We start from the raw sequence: 17,844 nt of genomic DNA on the forward strand, positions 1-17,844 counted from the left end.
TGTTTTTTTTATTTCCAACAGATATGGCAGCACCCAAAGGAAAAGACGATTTGACCTTCATAGAGCATTTAGAAGAGCTGAGATGGCATATTGCCCGGTCTTTGCTTGCTGTAACCATCATTGCCATTGTCGTTTTTATGTTGCCCGGCGTGTTGTTTGACACCATCATATTTGGCCCAAAATCGGAAGGTTTTCTGACCTATACTTTTTTTTGCAAACTTTCGGCATGGCTGGGTTTGGGAGAAACCCTGTGTATCAAACCTTCTGCTTTCGATGTTATCAATCTCGAAATGTCGGGGCAGTTTCTGGCGCATATTAAAATTTCCTTTATCGCCGGATTGGTGGTGGCATTTCCCTATATTTTCTGGGAAATCTGGCGTTTTGTACGCCCGGGCTTATACCAGTCTGAAATTAACGCCATGAGAGGAGTGGTTGGGGCAGGTTCTCTATTGTTTTTGTTGGGAATCCTGTTTGGCTATTATATCATCACCCCGTTTTCCATCAATTTTTTAGTGTCCTACACCGTCAGCACAGAAGTAGGCAACAATATTGCTTTTGCATCTTATGTAGATACCATTCTGGCCATCGTTCTGGCATCTGGCATCATGTTTGAACTGCCATTGGTCGTCTTTTTTCTGAGCAAAATGGGGCTGCTCACGCCCGAAGACATGCGCGCCTACCGCCGGCATGCTTTAGTGGTGATTTTGATAGTAGCGGCAGTCATAACCCCTCCCGATGTGTTTTCGCAAATTCTCGTAACCTTTCCGGTGTACCTGCTTTACGAATTGAGCATCAATATTTCAGCAAGGGTAGCAAAAAAACGGGCAGTAGAAGAATCTGAAATAGACCAAAGAATCGAGAAGGTTCATTAAACTATGTTTAGTCGGAGGTGTAATTACCGAGTCCATCCGATTTGTCGGGCTTGATGTATCCTTTGTTTTGGACATTAACAGATAACCATCCTCCAAAACCTCCCTAACAAAGTTGCCAATAAGTGTGAAAAAGAGCACCCGAAATTAGAATAATCCATCTGCACACTTTGACTGCGATATTACCCGTTTCAAAAGGCTTGGATGCAATTTTGAACGGCTAACGGCAAGCCTATTGACATTTAACCAAAGGTCTGACTTCAAAAGTTTTTTTGCAGGCATCAAATTCTTGATAAAAAACAAGCGCCTATTTTGTAAATCAGAGTATATTCACCTCCGGCTCTAACAAAATACCAAACCGGTTTTGCACAGTTTTTTGCATGAGCAAGGCAAAATCCCTGATTTCTTCTCCTGAAGCCTTTCCGTAGTTGACAATGACCAAGGCATGGTGAACATAAGTGCCCGTATTGCCCATACTTTTCCCCTTAAAACCGCATTGTTCAATCAGCCATGCGGCGGGAATTTTTATTAACCCGTTGGGTGCCGAAAAATTGGGAATTCCGGGGTTTGCAGTTTGAAGTTGGCCGAACAATTCAGGGCTTATTTCGGGGTTTTTAAAAAAACTGCCGCAGTTGCCTAACTCTGCCGGATTGGGCAACTTGGAATTCCTGATTTGACATATCGCTTCACTAACCGCCGAAACAGTCGGAATGTCGTAACCCAATTGTTCCAGTTTGCGTTGTACATCCCCATATTCAAGGTGGAAACAAGGTAGTTTGTTGAGTTTCAGTGTAACGGAAGAAATCAGATATTTTCCTTTGAAATCCTGCTTAAAAATACTGCTGCGGTAGGCAAAACGGCAATCTTCACGGGTAAACAAGTGCAGTTCTCCGGTCGAAATATGAACTGCTTCCAAATGGTCAAACACATCTGTCAGTTCAACCCCGTAAGCCCCAATGTTTTGTATTGGTGCTGCACCGACAGAACCCGGAATTAAAGAAAGGTTCTCAATACCACCCCAGTTTTTTCCGACACAAAAACGAACCAAGTCATGCCAAACTTCTCCGGCTTTGGCAGTTATCCAAACAAATTCTTCGTTTTCGTCAACGACTTCAATACCTTTTAGTTGGTTGTGAATCACTAACCCGTCGAAATCTTTGGTAAACAAAATATTGCTGCCTCCTCCCAAAATCAACATCTCATCATACTTTCCCAAAGCCACAAGGTCCTGAAATCCGGCAATATCAGTCAGCGTGGTAAAATATCGCGCTTTTACCGGCAACCTGAATGTGTTAAAATCTTTCAGCAGATAATTTTCAACGACATCAACCATGCTTGTTCTGTTAATTAAGCGGCAAAATTAAGCCTGCTTCTTATCTAAAACAAGGTCAGTTTAACAAATTCACCTAAACAGAAAAAACAACCGGAAATCTTGGGTTTGTAAATAGAAAAGCTAAAAATAAAACTCCATCATTCCTGCTAATCAACCGTTCCCTCATCAAAAGAACCAATTTTTAAGTCAAATAAAATCAAAAAGGAAATAAGAAACGCTTCATTTCTTATTTCCTTTTTCTTTTAAATTATCATTTTCTTTGTTAAAATCATCATTTTTTTCATTTTTAAATACTTTTTAAAATCCAAAAAGGAAATTTCCCTCTTTAAAATCTCAATTAAAATCCATCCAATTTCTTTTTTAAAAATTTTGGAAATAAGAAATGAACCAAAGTTTGTTTCATTTATCCTTAAAAAAGCAATTTTAATCTCTAAAATTGACATTTTATTGATAAAAAAAACAAATTTTTAGCCTTCTTTTTGTAAATTTTAAACAAAAATTTGATGGGGGTAGTTGAAAATGAAAGCAAGGGCAGCAATTTTTGGCTCACCCACCCTTGTTTTTCGATAAAAGGGTGGCTTTTTTAAGAGGAGGCTTTTAGGTTATATTTAAAATTTTTGGAAACAAAGAAATTCACACAAGGGCTATCCAATCTATCACACAATTTTCTCTTTCGAACCGTTTACCTGCAATTCAAAAAATCTTTACCTTTTATATAAAGGATAGGTATAACACAAATTACAAGAAGGACAGTTGCTGAATAGCGAATTTGCCGAAACAAAAAATGCGCGTTGAATATCTTTGTCGAAAGATTGAAATTGTAAATTTGGGAATATTCCCTGATTGTTCAGGGTCTAACAACTCGATATAATCAGGGTTCAACTACTCAACTCCGCCCAATGTATAAAATAATACTGTTGTTTGTTTTGTTGTTTGCCGGATTTCAAAACCGGGCACAAACTCCTGTATATCTCTATTTTGCTTCGCACAACGAAATGAACGATGCCACCTATCATGGGTTAAATTATGTCAATCCGGTTCATTTTGCTATGATGCGGAATTATGTAAAAGCAGTATGTGATACGATTATTACCTACAACGCAAGGTATGTCTTACAAGTTGAAAGCAATTTTATTTTGGGATGCCTTGCCAATGATAATGCCGCTACCTCTGATACTGACATATTGCAATGGGCTGATGCCACTCCTCAAATTGATGTAGAGCCGCACAATCATTTTAAACCAACCACCGGTTTGGGTTACAACCCCTATAATTATGCAGATTTGGCACATTTATTAGATAGTTGCGGTCTGCCTGCTCCACGAAAATTAATGGGCGGGTTCATTTGGCGAAACTTCACCACTCCCCCCATCTCTGAAGACTGGACTATCTGGCAAACACCACAACCCGGCCACACATTTACCAACTATTACTGGCAACCTCAATTTATTTGGGGCGGCGGCTCTCCGAATCATATCCAGGATTTTCAGGCTTTTGGGGTTTGGCAACCCTCAGCTCCTACCGTTGCCGGTTTTGGCATTCATAATCCCGCCCAACCCCTTATCTGCATAGGTGGGGGTTGTAACGATGATTTTTTGCTGACAGACACAACCAACGTAACCTTGTTGGGCAACCGCATCATAAATTTGGTAAACTACCTCAACGCCAACACCTGGCCCGATACCGCATTTTTCAGCTTTAAGATTATGATGAATTTCAGAAATTTTACCTCGCCTGATTTTGCAGCCAAAGCAGGGCAATTGCTGCAAAGACTTCGACCTTATGCCGAAACGGGTAAATTTCAATGGAAAACGGTGAACGAAGTGTACACAAGCTGGCAAAATCTGCATTCTGACCCAAATGACAACTTTGTGTTTCCATGTGAAAACATACCTATCTCAAATGCTACACCTCCACCCTGTAATTTTATAACATCAGTAACCGGTCAGACAAATGTCTGCACGGATAACACCGTAACTTACTCAGCACCGTTCATGGCAGGCAGCACATACCTGTGGACAGTTGAAGGAGGTATTATTGTTTCGGGGCAAGGTACCAATATCATTGAGGTTCAATGGAATAACGGAATAGCCGGATCTGTTTCCCTGATTCATTCGGTTGAATAATGGGAAATATGTTTAAGTGATATGATAAAGAAAAACAATTGGGATGCACAGCAAATCGGGATATAACAGCAATTAATTATCATATTCAAACCTGTGTCTTCAAACATAGCTTTGTTCCAATGGAACTTTTATCGGCTTTTTTTGGAATGAAGGCTAAACTGTGGACTGTGAAAAAACCGGTTTACACAAATGAACTCCTTTTTTAAGTAGTGGTAAAAAATTGTTTAAAAGTTTGAACGCAATACTCTCAATAGAATAACACAAACTTAATATATCGTCATTTGCCGATGATATTTATTTTGTTTGTAATGCCTGTTATTAGTGGTATTTTAACCTTCACAGCTATTTCTATGCTGTTCTATTTTGCTTTAATAAACTCGGGTAAACCTCAATTCACTAAAAGCCATTCATTCTATGCAAACTTCTTAAAAATCGGGTATTTAGTGGTTTTTGGGTGGTTGAGCAACAGTTATCCGTGTTATGCGTTCGGTTTTCTTCTTTCGTCCTGATTATGGGTCAGATGTGAGTTGTAACAGACATAATCTTTGCCAAGATTTGGCTTGGGGTTCGGCTTGTGCGACTTTGCATTGTGTGTGGCTGTGGAGCGTTGACATTTGTCTATTCGGGTTCATTTACAAAACTTTCTTCATAGTCTTTTCGGCTCAAAACGGTGTCGTAAAGACCTACGTCTTGCCCTTCGTGTTTATTAATTCCAATATATTCCAAACTTGCATCTTCATAGCGTTTGAATTTGTAAACGGCATCGTTCATCAAAGCAGAATTGAACACGCCAAGACTTACCAATAATTCAAAGTCCTTTACAGAAAGTCCTGTTACTTTTTTGAAAAGTCCCGGTTCCAATTGTGTGATTACGTCTTTTAGGCTTCGCTCTCGGTAGTCTGTTAAGTACATAAATACTGGAATACGGGTAGCAAACTTGATTAGCTTTTCTTGGATTTGCTTTCTCAGGCTCTTGTATTTCTTTTCTTCGTCAGACAATTCAGTTTTCTCTTTTTTAGTTAGGTCTCGGTCGTTGGCTTCTTTTTTGGCTTTTTTAACAGCTTCCGATTTGTTGATAATGGTTTCAATGTCCTGATTCAAGTTTCTAAAGCCTTCAATGTTCATCAAAGCTTGCATGGCTTCTTCGTTTGCCATCAGTCGGGCTAGCGTGTTGTTGTCCACGTTTACGAGCAATGCACTTTCCCAACGTCTTGCCAATAGGGTGGCAGTTGTGCCACTCATTGCAATGTCCAAAATACCTGCTGCATCTACTTGTTTCATCGAACTGCCATCATAAGCCAATACAGGAAGGAAATTGATAAATTCTTCGACATTCTTTTCGGGATTCGATTCATTGACATTTAGCCGGCAAGCATAATCAGCTATCTGACGTAATGCTCTGTTTGGAGCAAAGTCAAACACATAACATTCTTCTTTCAGAATTTCTTCTTTGTTGGGCGATTTGTTGTCTGGGTTTTTGATTACCCACGGCGTTTGCACTCGGAAAGCTGCCTGAAAATAAGTTTCGGGGCTGGAAGAATTGCGCAACATAAAAATACCCGTCCACGGTTTCACTGAAACTCCGGTGGTGAGTTTACCACAAGAAAGCGTAATGGTTTTTGATTCCAATGGATTGTCGGTCATTGCATCTAAAACAGGTGGTAAGGCTTGAACGCCAATGCCTGCTTGCGTACCTGCTGCAACCACTACGGTATAGTCGTGGTAGAACTTGTTTTGGCGCTGTTTGAGCAAATTTGCCATTGCGTGGCAAGCTGCTACGGTTGGCAGAAACCAAAACGTATGATTTAATACATTGAGTAATGGAGCGTGTGAAAACGGCAAAGGCGGCTTTTTCGCACCCATTTTCAAGTTGTCAACTGTGGTTTCGCTGATTGAACCCCGAATCAAATCCAACCATTTTTGAACTTCGTCTTCGTATTTGAAACGGGCTTTTGAGCCTTCGCCTTCTGCTGAAAAGAATATGTTTAAATCAAACCCATCAAATTCGCCTAATTCTGCAATTTTACAGATAGAATCGGGCAATTGGTAAGTCATCATAACCATTCGGGGTAAGGAAGCATAAGGATTAGTCCCTTTGGAATCGTCCCATTCAGCTTTGGCTCTTTGTTCGTCCGAATACGTCCAGTTGAAGATTTGTTCTTCTATAAACTCACCCGAAGCAATGGCTTTAAATGGCGTACCTGATAAATACAAATAATGATGGGTAGTGATGGGCATGGCTTCTTCGTCAAAGTATTCTATGCCTTCACCTTCGCCAAATTCCAATTCTTTTTTGCCCTCGGCTTCAAAAAGCTCTTTGGCGTTCTCTCGCCAAGCGCCGTAGTGGTACTCGTCAAAAATTACACAATCCCAATTGGTGGCGTGTACCCATTCGTTTTTGGTTTTGATTCCGCCTGTGCTGGTGTTTTTGCCTAAATAGTCTTGAAACGAACCAAAACAAACGATGGGTTTGCTTATATTGGCATCGGTATAGTTTAAATGCCCGTCTTTTTTAGTGGTTATGAACTGCCAACCGGAAAAATCTACATGGGTTTTTAGGTCTTCTTCCCAAGCATTTTCAACAGCCGGCTTGAAAGTCAGTACCAATATTTTTGTCCAGCCCATTTTTTTTGCCATCTGATAGGCGGCGAAGGTTTTTCCGAACCGCATTTTGGCATTCCACAAAAAGTGCGGGGTTTTGTCTTTATTTTCTTTTTTGAAACTTTTGAAGTAGGCAATGGATTTATTGACCGCTTCTTCCTGCTCGGGTCGCATACCGAAAGTAAGCGTTCGGTTGGCTTCGGTGCATCCACCAGTTTTGATTTCCCAAATGGCTTTGCGTAAATCGTTTAAGGTGCATTTGAACCATTCACCTTCAGGATTAGCAAAACATTGCTTTCGTAAATGACGGTGAATATCGTGGTCGGTAAAAGAACTGCCATCACGTTTCATTGCCGATTCTTCAAATACAATTCTATAGGAAATAGCTGCCGTCCCTAACTGCTCTTTGATACGTGTTTGTGCATCACGGTCGGTATAACCTATTTTGAGCAAACCCTTGTGCGTAGCCACACCCACCAACTCATAAGCATAAATGGTAGGGTTGGTGGAAGGGCGGGGTGGAAAAAATTCTTTTTTACTCATTTCTTTTTCAGTTTTTTCAATTGATTTTCAGCCTGCTCAATACTCGCTATAAATTGTTTCTCCACTTCGGATAGTTCGTATGCTGATTTGCTTTTATAGCTCGTATATTCTGCCAGAGCTTTTTGTTGTGCGATTTCTGCCGAGATTTTTCCTGCATGGCTAAGTACTTCTTGTCGGCTCATTTTTATGAATCCGTCCAACACTTCAATCCAATCTTTCATGTGCATGGGCTTGCGCTGCATGGCATTGATTTCAGCAATATCCAAATAAGCGGAAACCAGGCGATTGAGAATAGCCAACTCTTCTTCCGACAAATAATTTTTTGCCACGCCTATCTCTTGCTTTGTAGGCTTCTTGCCCTTGAATACCGTTAAGCCCATAAAGGGCAAAGCGGAATTAGCGCGTTGAAAAATGACTTCGGCTGCTGTGTGCCCGTGGGCTGCCCAATGCAATTTGTTTTGAACCGTTTGAAAAAACTGTTGAGTAATACCTGCTCGCGGGTCGTAGTCCATACTGGTGGCATAAATTTCAAGCACTTTTCGGTAAAAAACCTTTTCAGATGAACGAATGTCCCTAATGCGGTCGAGCAATTCTTCGAAATAGCCCCCTCCTTGTTTGAGCAAGTCATCGTTCATGGTAAAGCCCTTGATTAAATACTCCCGCAAGCGTTCGGTGGCCCAAATGCGAAACTGTGTGCCCCGAAGCGATTTCACTCTGTAACCTACTGATATGATGACATCTAAGTTGTAGTGGTTTATATCGTAGTTTTTACCGTCTGTTGCAGTTGTTCGGAATTTCCGAACAACTGCATTTTCCTGCAATTCGCCTTCTTCAAAAATGTGTTTGATATGTTCGCTAATATTCGATTTGGATGACTGAAACAGCTCCACCATATCTGACTGGGTAAGCCAAACGGTGTTTTCGGTTAACTGAACTTGTATCTTGGTGTTACCGTCTTCGGTTTGGTAGATGAGTATGTTTTGTTGTTCTTTCATTTGTCTGCATTAGCATTTACTGGGTTTATTGGTTTATAGGATTACTCACCCCCACCAATTCATAAGCATAAATGGTGGGATTGGTGGACGGACGGGGTGGAAAGAATTCTTTTTTACTCATATTATTCCATTGGTCTTATTAAGGTATCAATGAACTCAATTTCACTGTCTGTGATGCCATATTTTGCAAATAATTTCTCATCAGTCCATTCTTCGTTGAAATCTTGGATAGGAACGAAAGCAAATACTCCCCTAGAAATATTTTGTGTGTTTTTGATTAGCGACATCATAAATCGGAAAAAACGCGTTTGCATATATTTTGCCACATTCTCTGCAATTTTTTTGTTTTTGTAAATTCCAACAACTAGATATGTCTCTGTACTACAAGACATTTTATCAGCAACAATTGGTTTACTAATTATTTGGTGAGGATATGAGTCTCCACCTGGACTGGCTTTGGAAACCAAGACTTTTATTTCTTTAACCCAATGCTTATTCTTTATCACTTGTTCTTCGCTTACAAATCCATTATCTCCAAATCTATATAGCAGGATATTATGCTTATCCGTTTTACTCTTTTTGAAACCTGAAAAATTAGAATCAAGTCCGAATGGTTTTCTTGCACTTACACTTTCATCAAATGTCTTTTCATTAAACTTTTTCACTTTTCTAAGTATCTCAATGGCTTCATTGTATCTTACAAAGACGTCAGACTTTGGCTCTAATAACGGTCTTTTTGAAGTACTTAAAACTGCCCCATTTTTGTAATTCGTAATTGTACAATCTCCTTTATTTTCTCTATCCCAAAGAAAATAGCAAACTCCACCACGAATATTCAAACCGGGAAAGCAGTCAGACGTTTCTGGAAAATCGTGTATCTGAGCCAATCTTTTATCTTTCAGCATTTCATCTCTAAATTCATCAAGTCCTTTTCCGCCTGAATACCATCTTGCAGGAACAATCATTGAAAGGTATCTTGGATTTAGTTTTTTTGCTTGTTCTATAAATTTGTGATAAAGTGAAATTGCACCTGAATCACGACCACCACCATCGCTCATTTGATATGGCGGATTTCCAACGATAACGTCAAACTTCATATTGAATATTTTTGCTGGTTTGTCTGTGTGAATAAAATTGTAAGCGTATGTTTCTAAGGCATCATCACGGTCATATGATTCTTGATTTGCACCGCAATAGGTGCATTTTCCGTTTTGCCAAGTATGTTTCATTCGTTTGTAGCGAATGTTTCCTTGTTCATCATTAAATGTGTCACAAATGGAGTATTTACCATTGGCAGTTTTGGAGCAATACACGCTTCTGCGAGATAGCAAGGCCGTTAAATCGGTAATGGCAATGCCATACAACTGTTGGCTAAAAATGTGGTTTATACGTTCCTGTTTGTCGGGAATTTGGGTTTCCAAACCTACCATTAGTCGCTTTGCCATTTCCCGTAAAAACACACCACTCTTAGAAACAGGGTCTAAAAACTTGGCGTTTGGGTTGCTCCACAACTCGGCAGGAAGCAAGTCCAAAATATCATTTACCAAGTTGGGTGGGGTAAAAACTTCGTCATTGCTCAGATTAGCCAGGCAAGTAAGTACATCAGGGTTATAGTTCAAGTTGTTCATCAGTAGCTATTTGATATAAACTAATTGGCTTAAATGTTTGTACGGGTGTTGGTATAAAAGCATCTTCACCAAGGTCAGAAAACAAATTCGGGGTTTCTAAAGGTCTGTTTTCTAATAAGGATTTAAATTTGAAATCCCGTCTTACTACAAGGTTTCCCGAAATCAGTTTCCATTCAGAAAAAACAATGAAGTCTTTAATTAGCCCTGCGGTTTTAAGGGTTAGTGCGTCACCGTGAATAATGTTTTTCGATAAAACATATCGAATTGATTTTATAATTTTAGAATTGGCATCGGGCTGAAAGAGGCTGTTATAAAACTGACAAAAAATTTGCAGTAACCTATGTCTGCACTCAACAACGTTGTCTAACAATAAGTCTATACCATATATGCTGCTAACTGCCAGAAAAGCATATCTTTCAAATTCAATTTGGCTATGCTTGTACCTGTCGGCAACAACTTTTAACTTTCTTCTTAATATCTCGGTTAAGAAATTTCCGTTACCACAGGCAGGTTCAAGGAAGGTAGAGTCAATTCGTTCTGTTTCATGCTTTACCAAATCAAGCATAGCGTTTACTTCACGTTCGTTCGTAAACACTTCACCGTGGTCGGCAACCCGCTTTTTAGATTTTACTTGTTTATCTGTCTTTATTTCGTCTGTCAATTCTTTCACTTTATTTTCAAAAATTCTCAGTCTGTAAATTTAGTTTTTTCTGTCTGTTGGTCTGTCAGAGGGTTAGCTCATGTGTCAGCAAAACCCAATGTGCCGATTTCGGGTCGGTTGGACTTTTTACACTGACGCACAACATTTACCTTAAACACAACAAATTGCTCACAAACACCTAAACAACCCGCATTAACCCAAATAAATTACCCGCTAATATACAACATAATTAAAGCAACTAACACAAAAAATCCCTCACCAAAATAACAGTAAAGGATTTCTAACACCATTTTAATGCTTTTACTTATTCATTGCTCTTTTCTTTTTTCACTTCAATAACATCAAACTGAATTGCGTTTCAAATATGGAAAACAAAACGCAGTTTTCATCAATAAAAAACAACAAAAAATAACGATTGGTAAAACTTAAATTGAAATACTTTTAAACATTCCGAAATGTATAACCTTCCGTATTTTAAAGAAGAAGACAAACAAATCTTGCTACAGTTTCTGAATGAATATCCGTTTGCATTTCTTACAGGCAGCTTTGCAAACGGAAAACAAGTAGCTACACAAATTCCAATACTCGTTGAAGAACAGGATGATTGTTTAATTCTCCAAGGCCACATTATGCGACAAACAGACCATCATAAAGCGTTTATTGAAAACCCTCAAGCACTTACCGTATTCACCGGGCCAAACGCTTATGTGAGTGCTTCTTGGTATTCAAATCCCCAAATAGGTTCAACATGGAATTACATGAGCGTTCACCTGAAAGGTAATATCCGCTTTTTGGATGAAAAAGCCTTGATTTCCCTCCTGAAAAAACTAACCTTGCGGTTTGAAAACAACAACCTGACTTCTCCAACCATTTATGATAATCTTCCGGTTGAGTTTTTAAAAAAGATGCTGCCTGCAATAGTTGCTTTTGAAATAAAAGTAGAGGCAATCGAAAATGTTTTCAAACTCAGTCAGAACAGAGATGAAAATAGCTACCTGAACATTATTTCCCAACTCGAAAAGTTGGGCGGAGATAGTGCGCTGATTGCAGAACAAATGAAAAAACGAAAGGAAAAACTTTTCCCTCCTGATGTGGAATGGGACAGCAATAAGTTCTTATCCTGAGATGATTTACAGGCTTTTTATTTTATGAATTCAATCAGGTTTGACAATAAAACTGAGAGAATTTGTTTTTAAACGTTTAGTAGTAGCTTCAAGGGCACCTATACACATAAATGCAATATGCTCTACCCTATTAAAGAGTATCAGAAGTCATAACTGCTAAACAATAAAACGAAGAAAAACAAAATGGCTGTTTTAGAAACTATACTTTTCATGGTTTGTACTTTAATTGTTTTACAAAAAATGAAAGGTTTGCAATCAGGTGCTGCTACCAGTACCTGATTGCAAACCCTTGTAACCATGTTTAGTAGCCGTAGCTGCTAAACAATGCATTGAAATCTGTTTGTGTGTTGCTATTTAAATCGGGTACAATAGCAGCCAATTGAGTTCTGAAGGTAGGTATGCTTGTAACATCTGAGGTAAGCGCGTGGTATAGTTGTAAAAGTGTAAAGTCTTTTACATTGTCGGTAATACTTGAATGTTCCAAAAGGCCAATCGGGTTAGAGTTGTTGTCATCAGCTAAATCATGCATTAAACCCCATGGAATAAAATTAATGGGATCATCGGGAGGGCTATATTTAAAGTGATGAGGTTCTAAACAATTACCATGTCTTAATCTTTCTATATCGGCTGTAGTAGCATTAGTGCCGGCAATACTATGATTCAACCCATAATACCGGTCTGCCAAATAGTAGCCCATTTCATTTGCCCATGTTTCTACCACTTCTACCCTGTCGGCTCCGGGGGCAGTTCCATCTCCGTAACCAAAATGGGCTATGGTGTAGGCTACTTCTGCAATCCAGTAACCGTTTCCCACTTTTCGGTAATGTACGGCATGGGCAAGTTCGTGGTATGTGGTACGATTTACTATGTCTGATGGATTATCTGAAATAGATAAGACTACATCGGGTAAAAAGGTGGTAAAGTAGGTAGTAAGAAAGGGAAGGGTGATGCTTGCCGCTTGTAAGACCATGCTTGTGTGAAGGTTAGGATCGTATAATGAATTAGACAAGGTTGCTCCTTTTACAAAACATACATTTCAGATTTTATGAGCCATAGCTTGGCCAGATTACTCAACTCACGAAGCTATAGTTTGCGCAAGTGACTTGATAAAATATACACCCTACTCTACCACCCGAAAACAGAAACTTCCACTTTTATTAAATGCCGCTTCCGATATAATGTTGTATGATGAATCAGGACTTAAAGTTAACAGGTAGTAGTTATTATTGATGCCTCCGTTGGTAGTAAAATATTGGGTCATCAACTCGCCCGGGCATCGTTTTTGGAAATCAACCTCCTGATTTGGAGTTGCGCCCAAACCTAACCAATACACACCTACCTTGTGTGGAATTAACCGAAGACTAAACTGATATCTGCTATTTTGGTACAAAAAAACGATATGCCGCAATACATGTCCAGGGTCAGAACTATCAAAAACAGCACCCGTATCGGCAATTAAAGTAAAGTTCTGAAATCCCTGCGGAGAAGGAACAGTATCTATCTTTGCCATATATAAAAAGTTATATAACGGAAGGTTTTCTACCTTGTAGTAATTTAATGAATTAGAATCGAGCAGCATGTCCGAAAAATTGGCATATATCGTAAGTGTATCATTAATGTGGAAGGTGTCTTGTGCAGGATATACTGTGTAAGGAAGGTGAAATTCGTAATTATCATTGCAATCCATATCAAAAAAAAGCCTGCAATTGCTAAACAATAAAACGAAGAAAAACAAAATGACTGTTTTAGAAACTACGCTTTTCATGGTTTGTACTTTAATTGTTTTACAAAAAAATGAAAGGTTTGCAATCAGGTACTGCTTTCGGTACCTGATTGCAAGTTTTTGTAACCATGTTTAGTAGCCGTAGCTGCTAAACAATGCATTATAATCTGTTTGTGCGTTTCCGGTTAAGCCGGGTACTATGGCAGCTAACTGGTTTCTGAAGGCCGGTATGCTTTCCACATCTGAGGTCAGCGCGTGGTATAGCTGTAAATGTGTAAAGTCTTTTACATTGTCGGTAACAGTTGGGTTCTCATAAACACCAACCAATCCGTTAGGTCCCGATAGCGGGTTTTGGCTATTATCATCAACTAAATCTCTAAACAAACCAACAGGAATGAACTCATTAGGCGAATCATAATATTTTTGGTCTTCCAATCCGTACAAATGCCTCATTGGCGTTTGATTTATAGGGTATGGGGTGTAGTTATTACTATGATTCAACCCATAATACCGGTCTGCCAGATAATAGCCCATTTCATTTCCCCAGGTTTCTACCACCTCTGCCCTTTCGGCTCCGGGGGCTGTTCCATCCCCATAACCAAAATGGGCAATTGTGTAGGCTACTTCTGCAATCCAGTAACCGTTTCCCACTTTTCGGTAATGTACGGCATGGGCAAGTTCGTGGTATGTGGTACGATTTACTCTGTCTGATGGGTTGTCTGTAACTGCTAACACTACATCGGGCAAAAAAGTAGTAAAGTAGGTAGTAAGAAAAGGCAGGGTGATGCTTGCCGCTTGTATAAGACCCGATGCTGCCGGAATTTCGGGAAACAAATATTGTATAAAACCTGCTATGGAAATACCCGCTGCTGCTAAAGCATTACCTGCCGCTGCTCCAATAAAAGGCAGCGCAATTCCAAATATCTGGTGAAACATAGGAGCTGCTGCTGCACTTGCAAACGGCGTACACAATATTTTTAACCCGTTGGGCAGTGGAAACAAAGGGTGAACGAAAAGAAACCACATTATTCTACAACGTAAAAACAATAATACCCATTATAAGTGAATTTATTATACGGATAACTGTTTATCAAAGTATCGGGGCTTAGTGCCATAAATGGATAGTTATTTTCAGCACCGCTGTTTAAGTTAAATAAAACATTCATTAATTCTCCCGGGCATCTTTTTTGAAAATCTACTTCCTGATATGTGACAGCCCCCAAATTAAACGCATATAAACCGGTTTTGCCGGGTACAAAGCCTGCATGTAGTTTGTAACGACTGTTTACATATAAATAGGCAATGTCAAAACTAGATGCTGTTGGAAATTGAACAAAACTAATATAGCCGGTATCATTAAGAAGAAGGAAGTCGGGATTTGCATCAAGACGTGGGGAAGTGTCAATTCTCTCAAAAAATAAGGAGCTTCTAAACGTTTGATTTTCTACTTTGTAGTAATTTAATGAATTGGAATCAAGTAATTCGTCAGAAAAATCGGCATGTAACCATATAGTGTCGTTTATATGAAATGTGTCTTGTGCTGGGTAGAGGGTGAAGGGCAGGTAGAATTCGTAATTGTTTTTATCGCCATTAATGCAATCCATATCAAAAAAAAGCCTGCAACTGCTAAACAATAAAACGAAGAAAAACAAAATGGCTGTTTTAGAAACTATACTTTTCATGGTTTGTACTTTAATTGTTTTACAAAAAATGAAAGGTTTGCAATCAGGCGCTGCTACCAGTACCTGATTGCAAACCTTTGTAACCATGTTTAGTAGCCATAGCTGCTAAACAATGCATTGAAATCTGTTTGTGTGTTGCTATTTAAACCGGGTACAATGGCAGCCAACTGGGTTCTAAAGGTGGGTATGCTTGTAACATCTGAGGTGAGTGCATGGTATAACTGTAAATGTGTTAAGTCTTTTACATTGTCGGTAACAGTTGGATTCTCTGATACCCCCAACGGATTTAAGTTATTGTCATCAACCAAATCGTGAAATAATGCCCAAGGAATATAATCAATGATATTATCAGGTGGGTGATATTTGAATTTATCATTTTCTAGCAAATAATAATGTCGATATCTATCCAACTGACTAGTTGTAGTATTACTATGATTCAACCCATAATACCGGTCTGCCAAATAGTAGCCCATTTCATTTGCCCATGTTTCTACCACTTCTACCCTGTCGGCTCCGGGGGCAGTTCCATCTCCGTAACCAAAATGGGCTATGGTGTAGGCTACTTCTGCAATCCAGTAACCGTTTCCCACTTTTCGGTAATGTACGGCATGGGCAAGTTCGTGGTATGTGGTACGATTTACTCTGTCTGATGGGTTGTCTGTAACTGCTAACACTACATCGGGCAAAAAAGTAGTAAAGTAGGTAGTAAGAAAAGGCAGGGTAATGCTTGCCGCCTGTATAAGACCCGATGCAGCCGGAATTTCGGGAAACAAATATTGTATAAAACCTGCTATGGAAATACCCGCTGCTGCTAAAGCATTACCTGCCGCTGCTCCAATAAAAGGCAACGAAATGCCAAATATTTGATGAAACATAGGAGCTGCTGCTGCACTTGCAAACGGCGTACACAATATTTTTAACCCGTTGGGCGGTGGGTCTATGCCGCTTTCGGCTGCGTAGTCGTGCCATTCGTGCACGGCGTTGTTGGCATGGGCGGCAGCCCAATACATTTTGGCTTTAGTAGAATTATTGGTGGAGTTGCCGTATATAATTTGCAGGTTGTTTAGGTTGTCGGTATGGCTAAACTGGCCTACCAAATCAGTTACGGGGTGGCTGTAATCTAAGAGGTTGGCGTTGCGCAAGCCCCGCACGGCGGCGCGGTCGTTTTTAAAGATTACCCAAATTCTGGTTTTAAAAAACAGCCCGCCGCTTACATAGTTGCCCGAAGTGAAACATCCTTGGTCGTTGGTGTAAACATGCTGCCATTGAAACAGGTTTTCCATGATGCGTATTTTTACCTGCCGCACGCCTGCCATGCAGCCGCTGTTGCCAATTTGGGTATCTTGCACCTGCACCCGGCCGCTGGGTTTTCGCGGGTTGCTGTTAAGGGGGCATTGGCATAAACTGCCCGGTGGTGGGGCGGTAACACCCGGTGTAGTTTCTTCATTAACAGGTATTATGAGGCAATCGGGCCAGTTGGGCATACCCGGATGGCAGGGTGGTTCTACAGGTGTAGGGCTACTGCCGGGCGGTTGCGGAGTTTGAGGGTTACAGGGTATATTGGCATCGAGCAGGCAGTCGGGGTAGTTCTCACATTCGGGTATGCAATCGCCTATTCTGTAGGCAGCACTCCAGTCGTCGTTATAAGGTGCTCCAACCAAGCTATAAGCTTCGCGGGTAAGAAAACTTCGGTAGGGTGCAATGAGCAGTCCGGCAAGGGTTTCCTGATGTATGCCGCTGGGCAGGGTATAAGCGGCGGGTATTACGGTATAGAGCCAGGTATATAGCGGGTTGTTTACGGTAGGGTCTTGGTAGTAGGTTCCCATTTGTGCAATTTCATAATCTAAGGGGGTATCAAACCAATCGAGGGGCAGGCTTTCTAACAGGGCGGCTTCTTCCAAAGTTCGGGGCAGGCAGCGCACATAGAGGTGGGTAGGAGGCAGTTCGGCAACATCGGGTTCGTACAAGCGGTTGTATGCGGTGGTCATTACTTCTGTTGTGTATGGGTTGAGCAGTTGGTTGCCTAACACAATGGGGCGGTCGTCATCTGAATAGCGGTAGTTCCCCCCCCCCCGCATAATTACGGTAGATGCAGCATCCGATGAATTGAGCAGTTCTTCAGTAAGGTCATCTGTTTTGTTGCAGGCGAATGTTCCAAACATAAGCAATGCACCGGCAATGATCATTTGAAACAGTTTTGTTTTCATAAGCAGACTGATTTTAGATTTAAAAACAAAAGGGAAAGACAGATGTAAAAATAATGATTATTTTGAGATTTATTGGATATTTATTCTGTCAGAACTTGGTGATGAGGGATTAAATATAATTTACGAGGCATTTCAGAAACTTTCAGATATTAAAACAATGTGTAGTTGGAAATTAGGAACCTATTTTACAAAGCCTTAAGTGCTGTTAAGTCAAAAAAAGAAAGGTATTTAAGCGTTTCTTTGCATTGGTTTTGTGCCTGACGGCAACAAACTGACTATTGTTACCACGTTTTTTTTATCGCAAAGAACACAAAGTAAGACGCAGAGTTTTACAAACTTTTTTTATCATACC

At 40.1% G+C, this 17,844-nt stretch carries 13 protein-coding genes; 3 read left to right on the plus strand and 10 right to left on the minus strand.

The window, feature by feature from the left end; translation table 11 throughout:
- Positions 1–23: 23 nt before the first annotated feature.
- On the plus strand, positions 24–872 hold the full coding sequence (gene tatC / locus IPM47_00745; protein ID QQS29509.1) for a twin-arginine translocase subunit TatC: 849 nt from the start codon (positions 24–26) through the stop codon (positions 870–872).
- Positions 873–1,188: 316 nt separating this feature from the next.
- On the opposite strand, the gene murB is transcribed toward tatC, so the two are convergent.
- The gene (gene murB, locus IPM47_00750) at positions 1,189–2,202 is read right to left on the minus strand and encodes a UDP-N-acetylmuramate dehydrogenase (protein ID QQS29510.1); all 1,014 of its coding nucleotides are present in this window, start codon (positions 2,200–2,202) and stop codon (positions 1,189–1,191) included.
- Between the two features lie 899 nt (positions 2,203–3,101).
- Here murB and IPM47_00755 point away from each other — a divergent pair.
- Positions 3,102–4,328, plus strand: coding sequence for a hypothetical protein (locus tag IPM47_00755; protein QQS29511.1), 1,227 nt, complete (start codon positions 3,102–3,104; stop codon positions 4,326–4,328).
- Between the two features lie 618 nt (positions 4,329–4,946).
- Here IPM47_00755 and IPM47_00760 read toward each other — a convergent pair.
- From IPM47_00760 to IPM47_00775, 4 genes are all read right to left on the minus strand, one after another.
- Positions 4,947–7,472, minus strand: coding sequence for a GIY-YIG nuclease family protein (locus IPM47_00760; protein ID QQS29512.1), 2,526 nt, complete (start codon positions 7,470–7,472; stop codon positions 4,947–4,949).
- The gene (locus tag IPM47_00765) at positions 7,469–8,467 is read right to left on the minus strand and encodes a virulence RhuM family protein (protein QQS29513.1); all 999 of its coding nucleotides are present in this window, start codon (positions 8,465–8,467) and stop codon (positions 7,469–7,471) included. Before IPM47_00765 ends, IPM47_00760 begins: the two co-directional genes overlap by 4 nt.
- Positions 8,468–8,589: 122 nt before the next feature.
- Complete coding sequence (locus tag IPM47_00770; GenBank protein QQS29514.1) at positions 8,590–10,095, minus strand: Eco57I restriction-modification methylase domain-containing protein; 1,506 nt, start codon at positions 10,093–10,095, stop codon at positions 8,590–8,592.
- A complete protein-coding gene (locus IPM47_00775; GenBank protein ID QQS31356.1) occupies positions 10,076–10,744 on the minus strand; it encodes an SAM-dependent DNA methyltransferase in 669 nt (222 codons plus the stop codon). The genes IPM47_00770 and IPM47_00775 overlap by 20 nt, the downstream gene beginning before the upstream one ends.
- A gap of 467 nt (positions 10,745–11,211) precedes the next feature.
- Here IPM47_00775 and IPM47_00780 point away from each other — a divergent pair, with 467 nt between their 5' ends.
- Positions 11,212–11,880, plus strand: coding sequence for an FMN-binding negative transcriptional regulator (locus IPM47_00780; GenBank protein QQS29515.1), 669 nt, complete (start codon positions 11,212–11,214; stop codon positions 11,878–11,880).
- A gap of 301 nt (positions 11,881–12,181) precedes the next feature.
- Here the strand turns inward: IPM47_00780 and IPM47_00785 are convergent, their stop codons facing one another.
- From IPM47_00785 to IPM47_00805, 5 genes are all read right to left on the minus strand, one after another.
- A complete protein-coding gene (locus tag IPM47_00785) occupies positions 12,182–12,850 on the minus strand; it encodes a hypothetical protein (GenBank protein QQS29516.1) in 669 nt (222 codons plus the stop codon).
- A 150-nt stretch (positions 12,851–13,000) separates the two neighbouring features.
- Complete coding sequence (locus IPM47_00790; protein ID QQS29517.1) at positions 13,001–13,645, minus strand: hypothetical protein; 645 nt, start codon at positions 13,643–13,645, stop codon at positions 13,001–13,003.
- Between the two features lie 90 nt (positions 13,646–13,735).
- Positions 13,736–14,629 carry a hypothetical protein gene (locus IPM47_00795; protein ID QQS29518.1) on the minus strand — a complete coding sequence of 298 codons (894 nt, stop codon included), beginning with the start codon at positions 14,627–14,629 and terminating at the stop codon, positions 13,736–13,738.
- On the minus strand, positions 14,629–15,285 hold the full coding sequence (locus tag IPM47_00800) for a hypothetical protein (protein ID QQS29519.1): 657 nt from the start codon (positions 15,283–15,285) through the stop codon (positions 14,629–14,631). The genes IPM47_00795 and IPM47_00800 overlap by 1 nt, the downstream gene beginning before the upstream one ends.
- Before the next feature lie 89 nt (positions 15,286–15,374).
- Entirely contained in the window at positions 15,375–17,492 is a 2,118-nt protein-coding gene (locus IPM47_00805; GenBank protein QQS29520.1) for a hypothetical protein, read from the minus strand.
- Positions 17,493–17,844 lie beyond the last annotated feature (352 nt).

The organism is Sphingobacteriales bacterium (genome assembly GCA_016700115.1).
Lineage (GTDB): Bacteria > Bacteroidota > Bacteroidia > Chitinophagales > UBA2359 > UBA2359.